Source organism: Candidatus Acidiferrales bacterium, assembly GCA_035515795.1.
Taxonomy (GTDB): Bacteria; Bacteroidota; Ignavibacteria; order Kryptoniales; family JAKASW01; genus JAKASW01.
On the sequence record DATJAY010000012.1, the window covers coordinates 191,796 to 212,980 of the forward strand.

Annotated in this window: 19 protein-coding genes and 2 tRNA genes; 18 read left to right on the forward strand and 3 right to left on the reverse strand. The window is 46.7% G+C overall.

What is annotated here, in order from left to right:
- Window positions 1-53 precede the first annotated feature (53 nt).
- The 15 genes from hflX to VLX91_06945 all read left to right on the forward strand — a co-directional run bounded on the left by hflX (window position 54) and on the right by VLX91_06945 (window position 14,999).
- Window positions 54-1,337, forward strand: coding sequence for a GTPase HflX (gene hflX, locus VLX91_06875; GenBank protein ID HUI29924.1), 1,284 nt, complete (start codon window positions 54-56; stop codon window positions 1,335-1,337).
- Between the two features lie 42 nt (window positions 1,338-1,379).
- Window positions 1,380-1,787 (forward strand): hypothetical protein, encoded by a 408-nt coding sequence (locus VLX91_06880; protein ID HUI29925.1) that lies wholly within the window; start codon window positions 1,380-1,382, stop codon window positions 1,785-1,787.
- A 192-nt stretch (window positions 1,788-1,979) separates the two neighbouring features.
- Window positions 1,980-3,461, forward strand: coding sequence for an aminotransferase class V-fold PLP-dependent enzyme (locus tag VLX91_06885; protein ID HUI29926.1), 1,482 nt, complete (start codon window positions 1,980-1,982; stop codon window positions 3,459-3,461).
- A gap of 50 nt (window positions 3,462-3,511) precedes the next feature.
- Window positions 3,512-4,141 carry a carbonate dehydratase gene (can, locus tag VLX91_06890; GenBank protein HUI29927.1) on the forward strand — a complete coding sequence of 210 codons (630 nt, stop codon included), beginning with the start codon at window positions 3,512-3,514 and terminating at the stop codon, window positions 4,139-4,141.
- Between the two features lie 80 nt (window positions 4,142-4,221).
- Complete coding sequence (locus VLX91_06895) at window positions 4,222-5,136, forward strand: carbon-nitrogen hydrolase (protein ID HUI29928.1); 915 nt, start codon at window positions 4,222-4,224, stop codon at window positions 5,134-5,136.
- A gap of 97 nt (window positions 5,137-5,233) precedes the next feature.
- On the forward strand, window positions 5,234-5,602 hold the full coding sequence (locus VLX91_06900; protein ID HUI29929.1) for a carboxymuconolactone decarboxylase family protein: 369 nt from the start codon (window positions 5,234-5,236) through the stop codon (window positions 5,600-5,602).
- A gap of 86 nt (window positions 5,603-5,688) precedes the next feature.
- Entirely contained in the window at window positions 5,689-6,759 is a 1,071-nt protein-coding gene (locus VLX91_06905) for an agmatine deiminase family protein (protein ID HUI29930.1), read from the forward strand.
- Window positions 6,760-7,039: 280 nt separating this feature from the next.
- Complete coding sequence (locus VLX91_06910; protein HUI29931.1) at window positions 7,040-9,550, forward strand: TonB-dependent receptor; 2,511 nt, start codon at window positions 7,040-7,042, stop codon at window positions 9,548-9,550.
- A gap of 97 nt (window positions 9,551-9,647) precedes the next feature.
- Complete coding sequence (locus VLX91_06915; GenBank protein HUI29932.1) at window positions 9,648-9,821, forward strand: hypothetical protein; 174 nt, start codon at window positions 9,648-9,650, stop codon at window positions 9,819-9,821.
- Between the two features lie 76 nt (window positions 9,822-9,897).
- Complete coding sequence (locus VLX91_06920) at window positions 9,898-10,392, forward strand: hemerythrin domain-containing protein (protein HUI29933.1); 495 nt, start codon at window positions 9,898-9,900, stop codon at window positions 10,390-10,392.
- 670 nt (window positions 10,393-11,062) lie between these two features.
- On the forward strand, window positions 11,063-12,250 hold the full coding sequence (locus VLX91_06925; GenBank protein HUI29934.1) for a hypothetical protein: 1,188 nt from the start codon (window positions 11,063-11,065) through the stop codon (window positions 12,248-12,250).
- A gap of 33 nt (window positions 12,251-12,283) precedes the next feature.
- Window positions 12,284-12,703, forward strand: coding sequence for a hypothetical protein (locus tag VLX91_06930; protein HUI29935.1), 420 nt, complete (start codon window positions 12,284-12,286; stop codon window positions 12,701-12,703).
- 84 nt (window positions 12,704-12,787) lie between these two features.
- The gene (locus VLX91_06935) at window positions 12,788-14,653 is read left to right on the forward strand and encodes a methyl-accepting chemotaxis protein (GenBank protein HUI29936.1); all 1,866 of its coding nucleotides are present in this window, start codon (window positions 12,788-12,790) and stop codon (window positions 14,651-14,653) included.
- Between the two features lie 117 nt (window positions 14,654-14,770).
- A tRNA-Gln gene (locus tag VLX91_06940) sits at window positions 14,771-14,843 on the forward strand.
- Window positions 14,844-14,926: 83 nt separating this feature from the next.
- A tRNA-Glu gene (locus tag VLX91_06945) sits at window positions 14,927-14,999 on the forward strand.
- 154 nt (window positions 15,000-15,153) lie between these two features.
- Here VLX91_06945 and VLX91_06950 read toward each other — a convergent pair.
- Genes VLX91_06950 through VLX91_06960 form a run of 3 tightly spaced genes read right to left on the reverse strand, consistent with a single transcriptional unit; the run spans window position 15,154 to window position 17,202 of the window.
- Window positions 15,154-15,729, reverse strand: coding sequence for a TlpA disulfide reductase family protein (locus VLX91_06950; GenBank protein HUI29937.1), 576 nt, complete (start codon window positions 15,727-15,729; stop codon window positions 15,154-15,156).
- Window positions 15,726-16,598, reverse strand: a complete 873-nt coding sequence (locus VLX91_06955) for a zf-HC2 domain-containing protein (protein HUI29938.1) — start codon at window positions 16,596-16,598, stop codon at window positions 15,726-15,728. The genes VLX91_06950 and VLX91_06955 overlap by 4 nt, the downstream gene beginning before the upstream one ends.
- Before the next feature lie 34 nt (window positions 16,599-16,632).
- Complete coding sequence (locus VLX91_06960; protein ID HUI29939.1) at window positions 16,633-17,202, reverse strand: sigma-70 family RNA polymerase sigma factor; 570 nt, start codon at window positions 17,200-17,202, stop codon at window positions 16,633-16,635.
- A 387-nt stretch (window positions 17,203-17,589) separates the two neighbouring features.
- Here VLX91_06960 and VLX91_06965 point away from each other — a divergent pair, with 387 nt between their 5' ends.
- From VLX91_06965 to lon, 3 genes are all read left to right on the forward strand, one after another.
- Entirely contained in the window at window positions 17,590-18,060 is a 471-nt protein-coding gene (locus VLX91_06965; protein HUI29940.1) for an Hsp20/alpha crystallin family protein, read from the forward strand.
- A 114-nt stretch (window positions 18,061-18,174) separates the two neighbouring features.
- Window positions 18,175-18,702 carry a hypothetical protein gene (locus VLX91_06970; GenBank protein ID HUI29941.1) on the forward strand — a complete coding sequence of 176 codons (528 nt, stop codon included), beginning with the start codon at window positions 18,175-18,177 and terminating at the stop codon, window positions 18,700-18,702.
- 10 nt (window positions 18,703-18,712) lie between these two features.
- On the forward strand, window positions 18,713-21,148 hold the full coding sequence (gene lon, locus VLX91_06975; GenBank protein HUI29942.1) for an endopeptidase La: 2,436 nt from the start codon (window positions 18,713-18,715) through the stop codon (window positions 21,146-21,148).
- The last annotated feature ends 37 nt before the right edge of the window (window positions 21,149-21,185 follow it).

The following is a 21,185-nucleotide window of genomic DNA, read 5'->3' on the forward strand; positions in this document are numbered from 1 at the left end:
ACTGCTTATATTGTTTTGTGTTGTAACAAAAAAACGAGGTGTGACAAACAGAATTGATTTCGACGAATAATAATCAGGAACGAGCGCTTGTCGTCGGGGTTGAGTTTAAGTCAAGGGCCTCATTTGCAGAGAACGGCGAGCATGGGCGGGTTGAAGAATTTCTCGATGAGCTGATTCTTCTGGCGGACACAGCCGGCGCTAAAGTTGTGGGGAAAATCCGTCAGGAAAGACAGTCCCCGGACCCGGCATACTTTATCGGAAAAGGGAAGGCGGAAGAGATAAGGGCTATTTGCGAAAGCGATGATGTAAGCCTTGTCATTTTTGACGAGGATCTCTCGGGAGTTCAAATCAGAAATTTAGAGAACATAATTGATAGACGGGTTCTGGATCGAAGCGGACTTATCTTAGATATTTTCGCTTTGCGTGCGAGAACACGTGAAGCCAAATTGCAGGTCGAGATGGCACAACTTAAATACAACATGTCACGGCTTGCAGGACAATGGCAGCATTTCTCCAAACAGTACGGCGCCATCGGCACAAGAGGGCCCGGCGAGAAACAGATCGAAGTTGACAGGCGCGTGGCGAAGAAACGGATCTCAGTTTTGCGCGAGAAGTTGGAGGCTATCTCAAGCCAGCGAGAGCTGCGCCGTGCCCGGCGGAGTGATGTCCCAAAGTTTGCACTTGTCGGTTACACTAACGCAGGGAAATCCACTCTGATGAAGGCGCTTAGCGGCGCCGAGACATTTGCGGAGAACAAACTTTTCGCGACACTCGACGCATTCACGCGCAAGGCTTTTCTTTCTCCATCGATTCCGTGTCTTCTCGTCGACACGGTCGGATTTATTCGCAAGCTTCCTCCCGATTTAGTCGCATCGTTCAAATCGACGCTTGAAGAAGTTGCTTTTGCCGATTACATCATACACGTTGTCGATATTTCCGCCCCGACTTTCCGCGAGCAGATCGACATTGTCAAAGAGACTCTCTCCCAGCTCGGATGCAATACAAAACCGGCCGTGTTAGTGTTCAACAAGGTGGATCGTATTGCAGATTTTGGCGTCGTCAGGAGAGTCCTGAAGGAATATGACGGAAATTCTGTCGCGATCTCCGCGGAGCGGCACATAAACCTTAACCAGCTGAAAGATAAGATGCTCGCCTTGATGAGTTCGGATATTGTCGAGAAATCGTTTCGCATAAAACCTGCTCAGTCGGAAAAGCTGGCGAAAATATTGTCGGTAGCAGAATTCGTCCAGGAGGACGAGCGCCCCGGCAGTCTCCATTTGAAGGTGCGTATGAGAAAAAAAGATTGGGAAAAACTCAAGCGCGAAATTTATGCGTGAATACATGCGGGCTGACTTGTTCGGAAGGGACCTATTAAAGCGATGAATATTATTGATAAAACTCTTTATCACCAGATTCATCCTTTTAAATTGACGACGGACGTCATCGCCACATTTGCCGCCGTTTACTTGCTCTGGGTTCATCTAATTATCGAAGGTCTCATCGTAGCGTTTGTTCCATCGCTGATTATTTCCCTTTTCATGCTCAGGCTTATGGATTTCGAAAAACAGAAACAGTCCCGCCTGGGCAAGTATCTGAAAAAGTACATGGGGCGCGGGGCGGACACCGTGCGCTCTGTCGGCTTTGTTGCGATGCTTGTTGGTGGCGGGTTCCACTTTCCCTGGCTGATCGCGTTGGGCTTCCTGTCTGTCCTTCTCTCGTGGTTGAACGGCTTGATTTTCACAAGACAAGCACCAGGTCAGGTTACTCCACGAAAATCCGGGAAATAATTCCATTACTCGGAAATTTATTCTCATCTTAAACTCAACGTCACTTTAGCTCAATGCTGAAATTTTAGTACCTCCACGAAACCAGACCAACCAAGCCACAGTTCAAAGCAGGCGGCGCCTTTTTGCAAATATCGCCACCATTGGTTTAGTTTCTCCCCGCGACTTAAATTATTCTTGGAAGAGGAAAACCGATTGACGATAAAAAAATCAGGAAATAAGAAAATAGGAAAGTCGGAAGTCGAGAAATCTAAAAACGGAGGCAGGAAGAACATTCGAAAAAATAGTGTTCCGGTTTCGCACGTTTTTGAGAAGGATTCGCTGGCTGTTTTCCGTTCGGCCCTGGATGAATTGGAAAAAGGTTTTTTCAAACTTCCTTCGGCCACGACTTCGATTAAGAACAAGGGCGAGTTCGAGAAGACGATTCTCAAGGTGGCTGAGCGACTCGCGGATAACTACCCTTACTTTCATCCGCTGTACGCGGGTCAGATGTTGAAGCCGCCGCATCCAATCGCCCGCGTCGCATATATGCTGGCGATGTGGATCAACCCGAACAACCACGCCCTCGACGGTGGACGCGCAAGTTCTGCGATGGAAAAGGAAGCAGTCGCAGAAATTGCAAAAATGTTTGGATGGGAAGGACATGTCGGTCACCTCACCGGCGGCGGAACGATGGCAAACCTCGAAGCATTGTGGATTGCGGATCAATTAAATCCAGGCAAGAAAGTTGTCGCCTCGGAACAGGCCCACTATACCCATTCGCGGATCAGTAATACTCTTGGTCTGAAGTTCGAATCTATTCCATGCGATACTGAGGGAAGGATGGATATCAAGTCTTTGAAAAACATTTTAGAAGACGGCGACGTAAAGACTGTCGTTGTTACGATCGGCACGACTGCAACCGGGGCTGTTGATCCGCTATCTCAAATCCTCGAACTCCGCGAGCGATATGACTTCCGGATTCATGCGGACGCAGCTTACGGCGGATATTTTATTTTGGCTGATAACTTGAGTCGTGAAACAAGAGAATCTTTCGACAGGTTGTCCGAAGTTGATTCCATAGTCGTCGATCCCCACAAACACGGCCTTCAACCATACGGATGCGGGTGTGTAATATTCCGAGATCCGGCCGTAGCAAGATTCTATAAGCATGATTCGCCCTATACATATTTCACTTCAACCGAACTTCATCTTGGTGAGATAAGTCTGGAATGCTCGCGTGCCGGAGCATCGGCGGTTGCTCTTTGGGCTACTCAAGAATTCTTGCCGCTTATCAGCGGCGGTGAGTTTGCCAAGTCTCTCGGTGCCGGAAGGGAAGCAGCTCTGGAGTTGCATCGAAGGCTCGAGGCGGATCATAGATTTCTTACTACCTCTCGACCGGAGCTTGATATTATTGTGTGGGCACCAAAAGCAGAAGCTGTCAGCAAAGCTTCCGAGCGATCTAAAAATATTTTTAAGGAAGCTGCTAAACGAAATCTTCACCTTGCCCTTGCTGAACTGCCGACAAAATTTTTTGATTTGTCCTCTGCAGGGATGGAGCCAGATCGTGAATCGATAGGATGCCTTCGTTCTGTTTTGATGAAGCCCGAACATTTGGCGTGGATAGACGATATTTGGAGAATCCTGGATGAAGCGACTAATGCCATTTTGAATGATGAACGGAAGATCCAAGGATAGAATGGATATTTAAGAGACCGAAAATTTGTTGATAGGGATGATACTGTTGTATGAGAACATTAAAACATTTATTTGAAAACAATAAGAGGTGGGCTGAAAGATTGAAGGCAAATGATCCTGAATTTTTCTCCAGGCTGGCAAATCAGCAGTCGCCGAAATATCTCTGGATCGGGTGTTCGGATAGCCGCGTTCCCGCAACGGAGGTTGTGGATCTTCTTCCAGGCGAAATATTCGTACATAGAAATATCGCCAACCTTGTTGTGCACACGGATTTCAACTGTCTTTCGGTCATTCAATTTGCGGTCGAGATACTGAAGGTGAAGGACATAATTGTCTGCGGACACTACGGTTGCGGCGGAGTCAAAGCCGCGATGGAAAATTCGGAACAGGGCCTCCTGAGCAATTGGCTTCAGCATATCAGGGATTTATACATTCAACACGGGATAGAATTGGAGTCGCGGTTTGACGAGAAGCTCCGCCATAACCTTCTCTGTGAGCTCAACGTCATGGAGCAGGTTTGGAATGTCTCTCAGACAACATTTGTCCAGAACGCATGGAAAGACAAAGAGGAATTGAACGTGCATGGCTGGATATACGGTTTAAGCGACGGGATACTGAAAGATCTGGATATCACCGTTACAAACGGGGAAGAAGCGTTGCTCATCAGAAAACAAATGTAAAAAGACCGCCATGATTTTCTTAAAGATTTTTGAGCGATATTTATTATTTTATTCCTAGTATGATGGATGCACGCTCGTTGATGAAACAAAAGAATAAACATCTTAAGATTCCCAAAAAGTTTACCGTGAGCCTTTTGCAGATGGCGATCGGGAAGAACCCGGATGACAACCTGAAGAAAGCGGTTTCATGGATCGAGAAAGCAGCCAAGAACGGTGCCCAGGTTATTTGCCTGCCTGAATTGTTCAGATCGCTTTACTTTTGTCAGACGGAAGACATGACGAACTTTAACTTGGCGGAAACAATTCCCGGTTCATCCACGGAGACTATTTCGAAAGTCGCAAAGAAGAACAAAGTCGTCGTCATCGTTCCGGTTTTCGAGAAGAGAGCCATCGGTGTCTATCACAACTCCGCCGTGATCATAGACGCTGACGGCCATATCGCGGGCGTTTACAGGAAGATGCATATCCCCGACGACCCTGCGTTTTACGAAAAGTACTATTTCGCTCCGGGCGATTTAGGATTTGATTCTTTCAAAACAAAATATGGAGACATCGGTACCCTCATCTGCTGGGATCAATGGTATCCTGAAGCTGCGCGGCTCACAGCTCTCAAGGGCGCCAGCATCTTGTTTTATCCAACCGCGATCGGCTGGCATCCTCACGAGAAGGCCGAACATGGCAAGGCGCAATTTGAGTCGTGGAGGACCATTCAACGGGGACACGCGATTGCGAACGGAATTTATGTGGCGGCCGTGAATCGAGTCGGGTTGGAAAAACAAGATGAAAAGAGTGCAGGGATAGAATTCTGGGGGCAATCTTTCGTCGCCGATCCTCAAGGTGTGATAATCGCCCAGGCATCGGCCGACAAAGAAGAAATTCTTTTTGCCGAGATTAGATTGGAGAGGATCGAGTACATCAGACAGAACTGGCCGTTCCTGAGAGATAGGAGAATTGATGCTTATGGTGGAATCAAGGAGAGGTTCTCCGGCAGTTAAGCCAAGTTCAAGAGTTGGAATTCAGAAGGGGGATTTTGTTCATCGATCACTTGTTAGTTGAGGCATTAGATCCGCAAAACTTTTGGAGGAATGAGACGTGATTAGCGAGTATGACAAAGCAAAGATTGAGAGAATTATCCGGGATCGGAAGGAAGCCCATGGTAAATTTTTAGACAATCATTCGAAAGTTTTTCGGGCTTTCTTGGAGTTGGAAAAGGAGGCATTTTCTTCTGGCGAGCTTGCTAAAATGCACAAGGAGCTTATCGCGGTGGGGATATCCGTCGTTATCAACTGTGAATCGTGTATGGAGTGGCACATTCATCAAGCCATGCTCGCCGGCGCCACGGAACAACAACTTATGGAAGCCATCGAAGTGGGCATAGAAATGGGAGGAGGACCCGTGACGGTTTCATCGCGATTCGCATTGAAGGTCCTCGATTACTATTCTTCCACCGTGAATAAATAATTAGAATGAATTCTCCTCAAATGGTTTTGATTATTTCCGGCTTCGAAGGAAAGGTATTAAATCTTGGATTTTGACTTATTGATGATATGCCAATACAGAACCTGAACATTTATCCGTCCCAGCTCGCTTATCGCCTTCCCGCAGAATGGGAAAAACACGAGGCGACGTGGCTCGGATGGCCTCACAATAAATCTGACTGGCCGGGAAAATTTGCGCCGGTACCGTGGGTCTATGCTGAAATCGTAAAAAGAATTTCCCGGGGGGAGAAAGCAAGGGTAATTGTCGAATGTAAAGACCATGAAAAGCAGGCACTAGATGTCTTAAGGTCTGCAAACGTAGATCTGACCAACGTCGAAATTTTCACATTCAAAACGAACCGTGGGTGGACACGTGATTCAGGACCGCTGTTTGTGAAAAATGAGGATGGGATTGCTCAAGTCAATTTCAAGTTCAATGGCTGGGCTAAGTACCATGATTATAAAAAAGACCAAAAACTTTCCGGATTTATTTCAAAGAAGTTCGGTTTGACAAATTTCATCCCGGAATATGATGGAGCACACGTGGTACTCGAAGGAGGGGCAATCGATACGAACGGTCTCGGAACACTTGTTACGACAGAAGAGTGTTTGCTGAACGAGAAGGTTCAAGCGAGAAATCCCGGTTTTACTAAAACGGATTATGAAGAAGTTTTCAAAAATTATCTTGGAATTGTGAATGTCCTCTGGCTCGGGAAAGGAATCGCGGGCGACGACACTCACGGACATGTTGACGATCTATGCAGGTTTGTAAACGCAAACACTCTTTTGCTCGTCCGTGAAGAAAATACCAGCGACGACAATTTTGGAGATCTCCAGGAGAATAAAGAGCGACTGCAAGACTTCAAACTCGAAGACGGCTCGAAACCGGAGATTATTTTTCTGCCAATGCCTGATCCGGTAATCTTCAAAGGGCAAAGACTTCCCGCGAGTTATGCGAACTTCTATATATCTAACGCCGCAGTTCTCGTACCGACCTTTGACGATCCGCACGACAAAGAAGCGCTCGGAATTATTGGTGAGTTAATCAGTGATCGGCCCGTCATCGGCATTCACGCGCTCGATCTGGCTTGGGGATTAGGTACGCTTCATTGCTTGACTCACGAACATCCGGCAGTTTGACCGCAAGATACTCTGCGGATGACACTGGTCACATGAAGTTCATCAATTTATTTTTATTCTTAAATGTGTGGGCAGGTGGTAACCGCGTCATCTCATTCTGCTTGAAGTTGACGGAACCTCATAGAGAAAACTCCGTAGAATTAGCCATTGCCGCGTAGTCGCTGAGTGCCCGAGGGAGTTCCTCCGGAATAGAGGCTGCAAGGCCGTCTAAGATCAAGATGCAATTCCTTATCCAATTTAAGGACTAGTATCATTCAAAAATTCAAGGTATGCAAGCAACATGACAAAGAATTTGACAACAGCATTGTCCGTGTTCTTCCTTTTTGCTGCAAATGCTTTTTCACAGACTCAGCAGGCAGAATCGCCGACCGGCACAATTACGGGTTACGTTACCGATGCAAAGACCGGCCAGCCATTGGTTGGCGTGACGGTGCTGATAAATGAACTAAAAAATGTCGGGGCAGCAACCGACGAAGACGGCCGATTCAAGATATGGGCGCCCGTCGGGAGCTATTCGCTGAGAGCGAGCCTTATCGGTTATCAGGCGGTGATAAAAACCGATATCATCGTCACCACGGGCGGTGAAACTCATGTCGCAATCAAAATGTCCGAAACCGCACTGGAACTCAATCAGGTAACCGTTACTCCCGATTATTTCGATAAGGCCGCGAGTGAGAATCCTATGAGCACGGTCTCTCTCGGGTCGGAAGAAATCAGGAGATCGCCCGGCTCAGATATGGATTACCAAAGAATACTTCAAGCAATGCCTGGCGTATCCTTTTCGACCGATCAAACAAACGAACTATTGGTCAGGGGCGGCGCACCCGACGAGAACCTTACGGTCTTCGACCATATGGAGATTCAGTCGACAAACCATTATCCGAATGAATACAACTCCGGCGGACCGATAAACATGGTCAACGTCGATCTGATCCAGGATGTGCAATTTTCAACCGGTGGTTTCATTTCCAAATATGGAGACAAATCATCGTCGGTCATAAACATCACGACAAGGGAAGGGACTCGCGATAAACTTCTTACCGGAAATGCAAACCTGTCTATGGCTGGATATGGAACGGTCCTTGAGGGAAGCATAAACGGAGGCCAAGGGTCGTGGATCCTTTCGGCGAGGAACAGTTTCCTGGATCTGATCGCCGGCGCGGTCGGGCTCACGGCAGTTCCGAGATATTACGACCTGCAGTCAAAAGTAGTGTACGATCTTTCGGAGACTCACAAACTTTCTTTCTCCGGTATCTATGGCAACGACAGGATAGATATTGCGGGCGAGCCGCAAATCACTGATCTCGCGCTTGCCGGGAGCAGCGACTCCGTCGACGTATATAACGTCAACGTAAGGCAGCACCAGTATGCGGCGGGTTTGACGCTCAACAGCAAGTGGTCCGAGAAATTTGTTTCGATCATTACAATCTCAAAAAACGATTATAACAATGATAATTTGGTGACTTCCGATTTTACGCAAAGAAGATACGGCACCGACGGAAAGGTATTTGCCACGAACATTTTGACCAGCAGGAAAATATACGGCGACAACAATGATGAGGGCGAAACGACTCTGAATGCAGAATTTATTTTGAATGCGAACAAAGTAAACGAGCTTAATTTCGGCGGTGCGGCGAAATTCATTTACTTCAGGGCGATCGAGTCAGCAGATGGGGATACGGCAAGGTACAACTTCGGCGCCTTCGATACCACGGTTGTGGTCCCGGCTGCGAATATAAACTATGATTTTCGCTTTCCACAATATTACAAAGCGTACGGATATTTTAATGACAGGATAAGTCTGTTTGACGAGCGGCTCGTTTTCAATATAGGAGTGAGGTATGACTATTTTTCATACAGCGGGAACGGAAATATGAGTCCGCGCTTCTCCGCGTCCTACTCGATCGTTCCGAACGTCACTACTGTTAACCTGGCCGTGGGAAAATATTATCAGACGCCTCCGCTTCCTGATTTTGGCGACAGGTATCAATCAGGTGTGAACCGCTATCTCTCATGCAGCCTGGCGGACCATTACGTTCTGGGCATCGAGGACATATTAGCCGAGGGGCTGAAATTCGACATTGAAGGTTATTACAAGAAATATTCCGGATTACCAACCTCGGAAGATTTTATACATTTCAGCGATCAAACATTCAGATCGGAACAAATTGTGAACGTCGGCAGAGAAGACGTTTACGGCATCGACCTCCTTGTTCAACAGAAGCTGGTACAAGATATCTACGGCACGATATGTTTTTCGAGAATGTTTTCCAAATATTATGATCCGCGGTTAGGCATGGAAGGGAAGACTTTTCCGTCGTGGTATGACACTCCATACGTCCTTACCGTTATCGCAGGGAAAAGGTTTGCAAACTTGCGATCGGATTTGGATGCGATGCCTTTCTACATCAAATACCCGAGTTATGTCCTTCCATTTTCCAACGACATGGAGATGAGTGCCCGATGGCGGTATTCGAGCGGGATGCCTTATACTCCGCAGATCTATGTCGCTTCCGAGCAGCATAGAGAAGGCGGAATCACCTGGACCAGGGGATGGTGGGAGGCAACGAACGACATAAACTCCGCAAGATATCCCGATTACCACCGGCTTGACTTAGAGCTTTCGAGCAGGTTTAATTTTCGCACCTGGAATCTCGTCATTCTATTCTCCGTGCAGAATATCTATAACAGGAAGAACATTGCCTACTACCAATACAACTCTGACGGCTCAAGAGAAAACGTATACCAGTTTGCTTTGCTTCCTGTGGTTGGGATAGAAGCGGAATTCTAATTCGAAAATATTCAACGCCGAATTGCTGATGGAACTGCAATTTTCTTGATACTTTTCTCTTTCAATTCTAAATTTGTGAAAGATTAGCGAGAGTCATATGAGAATTACCGGTTTTTCGTTCCTTGGAGTTTGCGTGGTGCTCGCAATTCTTCTTCTGACTAAAGTCATAAGCATCATAACCAGCGGCGCGATCTTTGCCGTTGCATTGGTCACTTTCGGATTACTCTCGCACGGTTCTGGTAAGCAGGATCGCGGTTCTATCAATCCATGAACGTCGTGAGACTGAAGAGTCTGAGTTGCTCTTTCTTCGATGAATAGAATAATCACACCGTCTCTGTAAACTCACTATGGGAATGCTGTACGAATATCTGGCGCGTGATCATGAGAGGCTCGATGATTTGTTGGAACGCTCAGTCACAGAACAGGGGAAAATCGACATGAAAGCTTATGCGGACTTTCGTCAAGGGCTGCTTAAACATATTGGCATAGAAGAAAAGATAATCTTGCCGGCTATCGCACGGCTTCAAAACGGAAAGCAGGCAGAGGTTGCTGCTCGGCTTCGCCTGGATCATGGGGCACTCGTTGCTCTTATGGTCCCTTCTCCGACGACGCAGATCGTTGCGACAATCCGCTCGATTCTGCGAGTCCATAACGCGCTCGAGGAAAAAGAAGGCGGACTGTACCAGCTTATCGAACAGCTTGCCGGCAGTGAAGCTGATGATCTTCTCAAGAAGGTAAGAAACTATCCTGAAGTGCCAGTGAACCCATACAACGATCGGCCGGTAGTCTTCGATGCTGCCCGTCGTGCGGTCGAGAGGGCGGGTTATAAAGCCATGTTCTGACCTTGTGAAAGTTTTGAGAACTTTGCAGGGCTGGTGCAGCATCCGGCACGCCTGTGATTTGCCGGGCTGATCCGTTGGTTGCAGCGGATATTGCGTCTCCATTTCTACACATCATGTTACCATCTTGTACCATCGTGCTTCTCATGTGCGGCTTGAGGCGTCATTATATAACGGGTTCCCCGTGGACTCGTGGTACAAATTTTGCTCCTTATACTGTAATTTACTGACCTGATCCCCCGGCAAATTATGTTTGCGTCGGTGACTTCGTGTTTGGTGGTTTCGGCCGGTCTCAGGCAATATCTGCTCAAACATTCGCATGTGGTCAAGACATGAGCACTCGAGAATTTTCAATTTGATCCGATATATGTGATTAGTTGAGCCAGGTTGTTATGGCAGTAGTTGGTTGAGTGCTGAAACAGTCATTATGGTACAGGTGTGAACGGCACTCGTTCATTCTTACATGATAAACCCGGTCTGATCTTATGTTTGCCTTTTATCTTTTCTAAACGTTTATTCGCGTTGTGTTCAGAACAACGTCAAATGGTAAAGAACATATAGGTCCCTGAGTGTGGCTCATGGAAACTGCATATCACGAAAGAGTTTGCGTCAAGGTATTGACGGCTCCCAATCGATTACAACCACAAACAGACAATGAACAAGGAGAAACGCTATGAAAACCAAACGGAGCATTTTCGCTCTCATCATGCTATTGTCGTTTTCCACGGCAGCATTCTGTCAATCTGATGATCTGAGAATATTCGGGTATTTCCAAAACAATTTCATGCATGAGACTGTTGATATCAGCTATCCTCAATCTCCTGTACCAAGTTTATTCCAGTCGTTCAAACCAAATTCATTCTTGATGCAGCAGATGAATGTTTTTCTTCAGAAGGACTTTGGCACACAGGTTAGCTCATTCGTCAATTTGCAGTTCACTAATTCCTTTTCGTCAAGCGACGACATAGGTGCATTGAACATAGAGGAAGCCTGGCTGAAGTATTCACCCTCCGAGGAGCTAAGTGTGAAATTCGGCCTGCTCGTCCCGCGATTCAATAATTTCAATGAAATCAAAGATCGCACTGTTCTTCTGCCATATATTTTTAGGCCGATCGCGTACGAAACTGCCTTCAGCAATCTTTTTAATACCCAGGATTTCGTGCCGCTTCAGGCATATTTGCAGATTTATGGTTATCTTCCGATCAGTGGCGGTTTACGCGTCAACTATGCTGCCTTTATGGGCAATCTCTCAACGGATAACCTGGTGAAGAATAATGGCAGTTTCGGTCAAATAGGTAACGACACAACGAAGTTTAAAATGTTTGGCGGCAGGTTCGGTGTTGATTGTGGTAATTTGTCTCTCGGAGTTTCGGGCACTTACGATAGAGCCAATCTCTGGGCTTACGGGATTGGTTATGTCCCGCGAACACGATTCGGTGCATATCTGAATTATTCGGTTGCGGGATTCGAGCTTGAAGGTGAATATATCAAGGTGCATCATATTCTTTCGGACGCCAATAAAGCAACGCTTCTCGCAGAGTTCATGGCAGAGCTGGCACAACTGCCAACTAATCCGACCATACTTTTGACACCTCAAAGCTTTGAGAAAAAATACGAACACATAAATCTCCTGTACAACTTCACCGACAAGATATTTGCTTACACAGGGTATGATTTTCTGACAACTGATGATCAGGAGCTTTCTATGGGCGGCGTCCATGTGGTTACCGTCGGTGGCGGATATAAATTTGGCGATGATATTGTTGTCAAAGCGCAATATCTCAACTGCAAATCGAAAATAAGTAATGCCATCCCGGTAACAACAAACGCTTATCTTTTAGCAACCAGCGTATACTTTTGAATGATGCTAATTAATAAAGAATGGAGTATGAAAATGAAACTCTACAAGTTTTTCCTGGTGGCTTTGGTTGTGCTGGCTGCTGCGGGTGCCCAGGCCCAAGTCGCGGTCATCGCCAATAAATCGGTTCCCGAAGAATCCATACAGATCAGCAAGTTGAACGACATTTATTCTTTGAGGCAAAAAACATGGAGCAACGGCAGCATTATTATACCGGTGACTCTCAAATCAGATAATGAGGTGTCTAGGAAATTCTTCGATGCGTTCGGCATGTCTTCAATGGAAATGAAGAAGCTGTGGATGAGGGCACAACTTACCGGTGAAGGCCAGCCGCCCGAGGGGATGAATTCTACCGATGAAATTCTCGACAAGGTGGCATCTACGCCGGGCGCTATCGGCTATGTTGAAGCCGACAAAGTGAATGCAAAAGTCAAGGTACTCTTGACAATAGAATGATAGCATGGCTTGTACTTGCAGAACCAGCCTCTCGCGGGGCTGGCTCTGCAGTCCTTGTTCTTCAATGAGAATGGAGGTGTGAACATGAAGTTACTGGAGTCAGTTAAGAAGTCGATACGCTCACAGATTGTTGCGTCGGTGGCCCTGATACTGGCCATGATTGTTGTCTTTGTTGCTCTGTATTATCCGATAAGGCAAAGATTGGACAGCAAGAGGACAGTGGAATCGCAGGTCACGACGCTTAGCGAAATGCTTTCATTCTCGGTCGGGATGGGGTTGGGCGAAAGCAATTTCAATCTGGTTCAGATCGCATTTAAATGGGCACAGAAGGACAAAAATGTAATATATATATCCATCCAAGACGATAAGGACCTCGAGATCGTTACATATAACCCTACCAACATCAAGGTAAATTCGGTAACGATGCAGGACCCGGATCAGGTGACGGAGACCAGCAACGGCTTGATGGCATGCTCGACCGTGAAATATAAGGATGCTCCTCTCGGAAAAATTATTTTGGTTTATTCTCTGCATGAAGTAAACAACGCTATCTTGATGAACTCGGGACTGTCCGTGGTGGTAATCTTGTCAATATTTGTGGGAGGTATTTTCGCGATTCTTTGGCTTACGAAAATCATAACACGGCAGATAGATAAACTCAACAGTGCGGTGAAGCAGGTGGCTGACGGCAACCTGGAAGTGGATTTGGAGATCGAGAGTAATGATGAAATCGGGATACTGGCAGCTTCTTTCAAAAGAATGACTGAGAGTATAAAAGATGTGAACGATATGTTAAAAAGGGAAAAGGACAGTATTTCTCTGAGAGTGGAAGAGGCCATAAAAGATTCGGAAGAACAAAAGAAATATCTGTCGGAATCGGTCGCAAGAATTCTTCAGGAGATGGAAAGGTTTGCCGATGGTGACTTGACCGTCTGTCTCGACGTCGAAAATGACGACGAGATAGGGAGACTTTACAATGGATTTAACAAGGCTATAGTAAATATCAGATCGATGCTAGTCAAGGTGTCTGAGGCCGCAGCTGCAACAGCAAGCGCAAGTCATGAAATATCTTCCAGCACTGAAGAGATGGCAACGGGTGCCCAGGAGCAAAGCTCGCAAGCCTCCGAGGTAGCGAATGGGGTCGAAGAGATGACTAAGACAATACTTGAGACGACGAAAAACGCATCGATCGCCGCGGAATCAGCAAGGAATGCTGGTAGCATTGCACAGGAAGGCGGCAAAGATGTAGCTGAGTCTATCGATGGGATGAACCGGATTGCAGGTAGAGTCAAGAAATCAGCAGAGATGGTCCAAGCCTTGGGGCGAAGTAGCGACGAGATAGGCAAGATCATACAAGTAATTGATGACATAGCCAACCAGACCAATTTGCTTGCGTTGAATGCTGCCATAGAAGCTGCTAGGGCAGGAGATTACGGAAGGGGATTCGCAGTAGTCGCTGATGAAGTGAGGAATTTGGCGGAACGAACGACGAGTGCAACGAAAGAAATAACGTCCATGATCAAACAGATTCAAAGAGATACAGCTGAGGCAGTGAACTCAATGGAAAGTGGCACAAAGGAAGTAGACAAAGGAAAGGATTTGACAGATAAAGCGGGGAAATCCTTGCAGCGTATCATTACGGCCGCGCGCGAAGTCGTGGATGTAATCACACAGGTGGCGGCGGCAAGCGAAGAGCAATCAGCGTCAGCGGAACAGATCACCAAGAATATTGATGCAATAAGTAATGTGACACTGGAAAACGCGAACGTTGTTGGGCAAATTGCCCGTTCTTCGGAGGATCTCAGTAAGTTGACTTTGAACCTGCAGGATTTAGTTTCAAGATTCAGGGTTGAGGGTTCATCCGGGACACTTCCCAATGAAAAGAAAGCAGGAGACGCAAAAGGCAATTACGTCGTTCGCTCAAATGGTAAGATAGTGAAATCCAAATAAAGGGAGAGGCATACGCCTCTCCTGCATGATTGCCTGTTCCGAAAGCTCTTGGGAAATTAACCCACAAGAATTAAATTTTAGTAATGAAAGCCGCGGGCTTCGCCTAAATTCAATCATTGCCCGGTGGTGTAATTGGCAACACGTCTGACTCTGGATCAGAAAAGTCTAGGTTCGAGCCCTAGCCGGGCAGCTTTCTTCAAATTCTAGATTTTGAATTATATCGAGCAGTTTCCGAATCCAGTACTCAGAATTTACCATCTAGAATTTTCTTACGGCGCTATCGTCTAGTGGCCCAGGACGTCGCCCTCTCAAGGCGAAAACACGGGTTCAACTCCCGTTAGCGCTACTGCGCTTTGGAAAGTCCGAAATCTGAAATTCCAAGTTCTAAACGAATTTCAAATCCCAATTGTCCGACAGCAATAAAAGCATATTCAAATTTGGAATTTGGCAGTTGGATTTTATTTGGGGCCCGGGGTATGAAAGTTCGAGCTTCTTAACTTTCAGTCCAGATATTTCTTCGCTGTAGACTCAAGGAACTCTTTGTCTCTCATCCCGATCCACTTGTCGACGATCTTTCCGTTCTTGTCGACGAGAAACGAAGTCGGGATTGCGTTTACGTTGCCGTACGCATCGGCGACATCGTCGTTGTCGATGACAATTTGATAAGTGAGTCCGTTTCGGGAAGCGAAATCGGATACATCCGAAAGAAGACTACCGCCTTTGTCAACGGATACTCCGATGACGACGAGTCCTCTGGAGGCATAGGTTTTACTCAAGGACTCGATGTCAGGAAGTTCGGCTTTGCACGGCCCGCACCACGTTGCCCAAAAGTTTATCAGAACCGTTTTACCCTTCAGACCGCTCAGAGAGATCTTTTTCCCATTCGAGTCGTACCAGTAAAAGTCTGAAGCGTTTTTTCCTGAAGAGGGCGTCGCACCCGCAGAGAGAGAAACATTCCCTTTGAAATTGTTTTTACCGACATTGCTGGTGGAAGATGAGGTCTGTGGGGCCCGCTGTTTACTGCACGAGTCGAAAAGAAACAGTGTTACAAGCAAAAGAGTCAAATATCTAATCATGGCTTTGTCGTCGGGTTACCGCCATTCACGGAGAAATTTAGATATGCAACCAGTTCGTTCTTTTCAAGATTTGAAGTTGCAATACATACGTGATCGTCGCTGCTCCATGCGGCTTGGGTGTCGCCGTTTGAATCCTGCCCCCAGAACCATCCAGCAGCTTCCATCGCTTTGGTGCAATCCGATGGAAATACAATCTTCTTGGAATTGACGACGCTTTTAGCGAAGCTGCAGATGTAGATATACTCCTCGCCTATTTTATAAACTACCTGTACCATCTTGTTGCCGCCATAGTCTGAAACCATTCCGCCGACCCAGTCGGCGGTCGCCACCGAAGGGAGCTGAACAGAATAACCCGCGTTCCGATCTATGAATGATGCGACGTCGGACGATGCTACTGCAGTCACCTGTGGTGTGAATTTGCCGCTGAGGATATTCTGAAAATTCGTCTCGGCGAGCGAGAAAGCATCTTGTTGAGCGGCCTGTACTGTTTCTGTCGATCCTTTTAAGGTCGGTAGTATGACATTCGGTTTATTTGCGAAGAACAAAATGATGCCTATGACGGCTACTATGCCGACTGCGAGGAACGGCTGGAACATACCGTTGCCGAATAACTTCGAAAAAAATCCCAGCTTTCGTTCCTGCCGAGCTTCAATTGAAAATTGTGCCACGATCGCCCTTTCCAGGTCATATGGAACTTCTACGAAAGTAATCTTCCGTTTTATGTACGCCTTTGTGAGTTTTTCAAGTTCGTACTCGTCGCGACAGCTTCCGCATATTTCTATGTGATCATAAAAATTCCTAGAATCTTCCCGGAGGAGTCGGTTATCAACAGCCCCGCTCATTAACTCACGTGATTCTCTGCAATCCACTATTTCTTCTCCCTAAGCTCTTGCTCAGCATCGCTCAATCCTCAACGTCTTTGAACCCGCGTGTCAGTGCATAATCTCTCAACATGGAACGCAGCATTTTCCGGCCTCGATGGAGACGGGACCTGACCGTCCCGATCGGGATCTCGATGAAGTCTGCAATTTCTTCGTAGGTGTACCCCTCAATGTCGCAGAGGATGACCACGGTTCTGAAATCCTCCGGAAGATCTTGTAGTGCCTTGGCAATTTCGTCTTCAAATAAGTTACCGAAAATCTTTTCCTGTAAGTCATTGGTATCGACCGCTGAGTCCTTAACCGTTGCGTAAAAATCCTTAATCTCATCGTAATCAATCTTGTCCGGCTCTTTTGACTCTTTCCGATAACGGTTGATGTACGAGTTTTTCATTATTCGGAACAACCATGCCTTTGCATTCGTTCCCTGAGAGTACTTGTCAAAAAACCTGTACGCCTTCATGTAAGTTTCCTGAACGAGGTCCTTGGCATCGTCGGGGTCGCCTGTCATGCGGAGCGCGAAATTATATAACGCCACCATGTGAGGCAGCATCTCCGTCTCGAAGTTTTTTTGCTTGGGCTGTGTTTGTTCCATTATTGCAAGCTTAGAGGGCTCTCTGTAATTTTTTTAGTATAATACACATTGAAGCCTAAGGCAAGGAAGAACCATTAGAAATTTGCACCGGTTGATCGTAATCATAGCTGCGGATTCTTTTAATACCTTGATCGTCCTTTGATATGACTTTCGCTTTAGACTAAATTAAATGGAGTAAGTTTCATTTTCATTAACAATTTGACCCTTGACAATTTGTCATTGTCATAGTGAGAATTTTTCTATTTATGTCCGAATCCTTCTGCGAATTGTCCAGCGACCATCGCAGGGATAATTTGATGACCGCCTTTCTCTTGTTTTTTGCATGTCAACCGACGGCACACGACTTGAAGCGTATTCACTCCGAGAACAAAGAAAGGAGAAATGATTATGGCACTCATAAGATTTAGACCCGAAAAAGAAATTTCCACATGGTCACCATTCAGAGATTTGGTAAACATGCAGCGAGAAGTCGGCCGTTTATTTGACGGTCTCTTCAGCGACGTCGATGGGAACGGAAATTCCGTGACATCATGGTCGCCGCGCGCAGATGTGAGCGAGAATAATGAAGCTTACGTTGTGAAAGCCGAGCTTCCAGGCGTCAACAAAAATGATGTCAAGATCACTCTTCGCGAGAATGTCCTGACGATAAAGGGTGAAAAGAAGCAGGAGAACGAGGAGAAAGATCATAACTTCCATCGCATCGAGCGCTCGTATGGCAGCTTCGAACGGTCGTTCATGCTCCCCAATAGCGTGAAGGGCGACAAGATTGACGCGGCTTACAAAGACGGCGTGCTGACTATAACACTGCCCAAAGTCGAAGAAGCGAAGCCAAAGGAAATTGAAGTGAAAGTCGCTTAAAAGTAATTTTTCACCGAACCCTGCGAAGGTTGTCGGACTCCGGCTGGTCTTCCGGACGGGTCAAGTCTAAACCCCCGCAGGGTTTGTCCTTGTTGTTTTAAAAGAAAGAATATCATGGTACAAGAATCGTCGGTTCGGAAAGCCGGGAGGGGTTTTGGATTCTTAGAAAGTCTGTTTGAAGATGCCAACAGGTCAGAGTCTAAGAAGGACCTTGAGTTTCTGAGGAAGGACTATGTTGATCTTATTGCGCTTTCTGCCAGCCTGTCTTCACATTCCAAGTGGATCCCCTATCTTTTTCTGATTGAACGCATAAAGAAAACAGCAGATGAGCTAAGAGGTATTTCGGAACTCTTGCGCGGAAAGATCCTAGAGCTTGGTGGGCAAGTCCCGACGGACGCGTCCGGGATGCTGTCACCGCATGACAACAGTCTCAATGATGGCTCTGCAGCGAACTATTTGTCGCGGCAGAACGTCAAACGATTGGTGAAGGACATGGAGGTGCACTCCAGCTGCTGCGAAGCTCTCCAACGCCAAAGAAATCTTATCAGGGATGGCGGCGTCGCTAGATTGCTGACCGTGGTAATAGCAGATATGCAAAGACAAAAAGCCGAACTATTAGATGTCGTCATGAAAATATCCTAAAGGAGAAAAAATGTCCAAAGACGAAAAATCACTGCAGGGAAATGAGTTTGAGAAAGATGAGCAGATAGTCATGGAAGATCCCGGGAAATTATATAATCAGGAAATACTTCCAATAATGCCGCTGCGCAATTCCGTTTTCTTTCCGAGACAAATGATGCCGCTCTCGGTCGGCAGAAAAAGTACGATCCAATTGGTCGACGAAGCCTTCCGGGATGATCTACCGATTCTTATCGTGGCACAAAAGGACGCAAGCACCGAGCGTCCAACCCCGGATGATATTCACAAGTTCGGCACGATAGCCAGAATCCTGAAGGTTTATAATCTACCTGACGGATCGAAGAGTGTATTCGTTCAGGGATTATACCGGGCGCAAATCTTTAATCTCGTCCAGCAGGAGCCATATATGAAGGGTTTCGTGCAGAGAGTCGATGAGCAGAAAGTTGAAAGCATAGAAATCGAGGCCCTGATTGGAACAATAAAAAGCGGTTTCAAAAAGGCTGTCGATCTTGCGCCGGATCTTACGCCTGAACACCTTAGTCTCATTCTCAATACCGACGATCCAAGCCAGGTTGCGGACATGGCGATGTGGTTGATAAATATCCCGGTCAAAGAAAAGCAGGACGTTCTCGAAGAGTTGAACGTTCATGAGCGCCTGAAAAAAGCGAATCTTTACTTGAGCAAACTGGTACAACGCCTTGAGCTTGGCAACAAAATTCAGACCGAAGTCCAGGACGAGATTAACAAGAGCCAGCGCGATTACTTCCTGCGTGAGCAGATGAAAGCGATCAAACATGAGCTCGGCGAAGATGAGGACAATGTCGAAGTAAACGAATTGAAAAAACGGATCAGCGAAGGCAACTATCCGGAAGAAATCAAAAAGACCGCCGAGAAAGAGCTTGACAGACTGCAGCGGATGCATCCATCGAGTGCGGAGTACACCGTTGCCAGAACCTATCTTGACTGGCTTCTTGACCTTCCGTGGAATGTTTCGACCGAAGACAATCTTGACATAAAGGCTGCGGAGAAATCTTTGGAGAAAGACCACTATGGCCTCGACAAAGTGAAAAAGAGAATATTAGAGTACCTGGCCGTTCGAAAACTGAAAAATGATATGCGCGGACCGATTTTATGTTTTGTCGGACCTCCCGGCGTCGGAAAGACGAGCCTGGGCAGATCGATAGCGAATGCACTTGGAAGAAAATTTGTCCGGATGTCTCTCGGAGGAGTCCATGACGAGGCAGAGATTCGAGGGCATAGAAGGACATATATCGGCGCATTGCCCGGAAGGATAATACAGGGAATCAAGAAAGCCGGATCGAATAACCCGGTGTTCATGTTGGATGAGGTCGATAAGATTGGGATGGATTTTAGAGGCGACCCATCGAGCGCTCTGCTTGAAGTACTGGATCCCGAACAAAATTTTTCCTTCAGCGATCATTACATCGAGCTCCCTTTCGATCTTTCGAAGGTCATGTTTATCGCGACTGCAAACATCATGGAGCCAATTCCGCCTGCGCTCCGGGATCGAATGGAAATAATTGAGATTCCGAGTTACGTGGAAGATGAGAAGCTTCACATTGCGAAAAACTTCCTGGTGCCTAAACAGCAAAAAGAGCATGGGCTGAAGGAAAATCAAATTAAGTTCAAAGATGAAGCGATCCACCAAATTATTTCGGGCCACACCAGAGAGGCCGGCGTTAGGAACTTAGAGAGGAAAATCGCAGATATCTGCCGTGGCGTTGCAAGGGAGGTTGCCGGAGGCGCAAAGAAACAATTCGTAATTGATGCTGAAATGGTTGTGAAATTTCTAGGCCATCAGAAATTCTATCCTGAAGTTTCCGAAAGAATAAACAGACCTGGTATTGCAACGGGTTTGGCATGGACTCCCGTCGGTGGGGACATACTCTTCATCGAGGCAACTAAGATGAAAGGCAAGGGAAATTTAATTCTAACCGGCCAGCTCGGCGACGTGATGAAGGAATCGGCTCAGGCGGCCTTGAGCTTCATAGGTTCAAACGCAGATACACTCGGTATAGAACCCGACTTCAGAGAAAAGTACGATATACACGTACACGTTCCTGCCGGAGCGGTACCGAAAGACGGTCCATCGGCGGGGGTGACGATGTTGACTGCCCTCGTCTCGTTGCTGAAGGGTCGACTGGTTAGGAATGACCTCGCAATGACCGGCGAAATTACTCTGCGCGGGGCAGTCTTACCAATCGGAGGAGTGAAAGAGAAAGTAATCGCGGCAGTCCGGTCCGGTATCAAGACGATAATACTGCCGAGGAAAAACGAATTCGATCTAGAAGAGGTACCTGCCCACGTCCGCGAACAGGTGAAGTTCAAATTTGTTGACGAGATGCAGGAAGTATTGAGTACTGCGCTGCGGCCGTTGAAAAAAGAAGAAAAAACTTCTGCGAGAGCGGAACCTGCCATAGCAAACTAATCAGACAAGTCGGATTCGATCTTGCCTGAAGTAAGAA

Bases quoted from the DNA above. Each gene is read 5' to 3' on its own strand.
- VLX91_06880 (HUI29925.1), top strand. From the start codon at position 1,380: ATGAATATTATTGATAAAACTCTTTATCACCAGATTCATCCTTTTAAA.
- can (HUI29927.1), top strand. From the start codon at position 3,512: ATGAGAACATTAAAACATTTATTTGAAAACAATAAGAGGTGGGCTGAA.
- VLX91_06895 (HUI29928.1), top strand. From the start codon at position 4,222: ATGAAACAAAAGAATAAACATCTTAAGATTCCCAAAAAGTTTACCGTG.
- VLX91_06905 (HUI29930.1), top strand. From the start codon at position 5,689: ATGCCAATACAGAACCTGAACATTTATCCGTCCCAGCTCGCTTATCGC.
- VLX91_06910 (HUI29931.1), top strand. From the start codon at position 7,040: ATGACAAAGAATTTGACAACAGCATTGTCCGTGTTCTTCCTTTTTGCT.
- VLX91_06915 (HUI29932.1), top strand. From the start codon at position 9,648: ATGAGAATTACCGGTTTTTCGTTCCTTGGAGTTTGCGTGGTGCTCGCA.
- VLX91_06920 (HUI29933.1), top strand. From the start codon at position 9,898: ATGGGAATGCTGTACGAATATCTGGCGCGTGATCATGAGAGGCTCGAT.
- VLX91_06925 (HUI29934.1), top strand. From the start codon at position 11,063: ATGAAAACCAAACGGAGCATTTTCGCTCTCATCATGCTATTGTCGTTT.
- VLX91_06930 (HUI29935.1), top strand. From the start codon at position 12,284: ATGAAACTCTACAAGTTTTTCCTGGTGGCTTTGGTTGTGCTGGCTGCT.
- VLX91_06935 (HUI29936.1), top strand. From the start codon at position 12,788: ATGAAGTTACTGGAGTCAGTTAAGAAGTCGATACGCTCACAGATTGTT.
- VLX91_06950 (HUI29937.1), bottom strand. From the start codon at position 15,729: ATGATTAGATATTTGACTCTTTTGCTTGTAACACTGTTTCTTTTCGAC.
- VLX91_06960 (HUI29939.1), bottom strand. From the start codon at position 17,202: ATGGAACAAACACAGCCCAAGCAAAAAAACTTCGAGACGGAGATGCTG.
- VLX91_06965 (HUI29940.1), top strand. From the start codon at position 17,590: ATGGCACTCATAAGATTTAGACCCGAAAAAGAAATTTCCACATGGTCA.
- VLX91_06970 (HUI29941.1), top strand. From the start codon at position 18,175: ATGGTACAAGAATCGTCGGTTCGGAAAGCCGGGAGGGGTTTTGGATTC.
- lon (HUI29942.1), top strand. From the start codon at position 18,713: ATGTCCAAAGACGAAAAATCACTGCAGGGAAATGAGTTTGAGAAAGAT.